Origin of the sequence: Glycomyces niveus, from assembly GCF_017592475.1 — a bacterium.
GTDB lineage: Bacteria > Actinomycetota > Actinomycetes > Mycobacteriales > Micromonosporaceae > Glycomyces > Glycomyces niveus.
The window spans coordinates 1-830 of record NZ_JAGFNP010000027.1 but is presented as its reverse complement, the minus strand read 5'-3'; the positions used below and the strand labels follow the sequence as shown (position 1 = coordinate 830).

Annotated in this window: 1 protein-coding gene; it reads left to right on the top strand. The window is 68.8% G+C overall.

Features of this window, described 5'->3' with window-relative positions; all coding sequences use genetic code 11:
- A partial coding sequence (locus J5V16_RS24025; RefSeq protein ID WP_208499911.1) for an HNH endonuclease signature motif containing protein occupies window positions 1–759 on the top strand: 759 nt, incomplete at its 5' end.
- Between the last annotated feature and the right edge of the window lie 71 nt (window positions 760–830).

Sequence of the window (830 nt, the reverse complement as noted above, 5' to 3'; positions counted from 1 at the left end):
TTCGACTACGCCACCGGTGAGGCCGTCGAACTGGGCCGGGCACTGCGCCTGCCGAACGCATCGTTGCGCCGCAAGCTGGAGCTTGAGCAGCCGGAAGGCTGCGCCTGGCACGGCTGCGACCGGCCGGTCGCCTGGACCGAGGCGCACCACATCGAGCATTGGGCTGATGGCGGGCCGACGAGCGCGGAGAACCTGATCCTGCTGTGCCGGTTCCATCACGGCCGCATCCACACTGCTGGCTGGAGCGTGGAGAAGACCGGCCCCGGCCAGGCAGTCATCACCCACCATGATGGGCATGGGAGCCAGGGCGGCGACGACAGTGAAGGCTGCGGCTGCTCCGACTGGCGCACCGACCGGGACATGGATGCCGAGAACGAGGGCACCGAATGGGATGTGTTCCCCACCGGGCTCTACCGTTCGGAATGGTCCGAGACCATGAAACACGACCTGGATGCCCTCGCCCAAGCCATCGACCGCGATCGGGCTATTGCCGCGATGCGGGCAGCGAAGGCCAAGTGCCGAGCACGCTTCGCGGCACCAGGCCAGGCACGCCAAGCCGAAGCAGCGCCGGACCAGACGACACCGGCCCCGATCGACTACGGGCCGCCACCGTTCTTAACCTGCCCCAGCAGGCAGACTGCTGGGGGAAGCGCGGCAACACCAAGCAGCGCAGCCCGACCCGCATGGGTTCGGGCACCTCGGCATGCCCAAAGCCGGAAACCGAGCCCGCCTCACACCCTCCCGTCGCTGCCCGCCTGAACCGCAACCCATTCCAGGCGGGCAGCCGAGGTCGCGCCCAAAGGCAATGGGACCTCGTTGTCGCCGCCCGC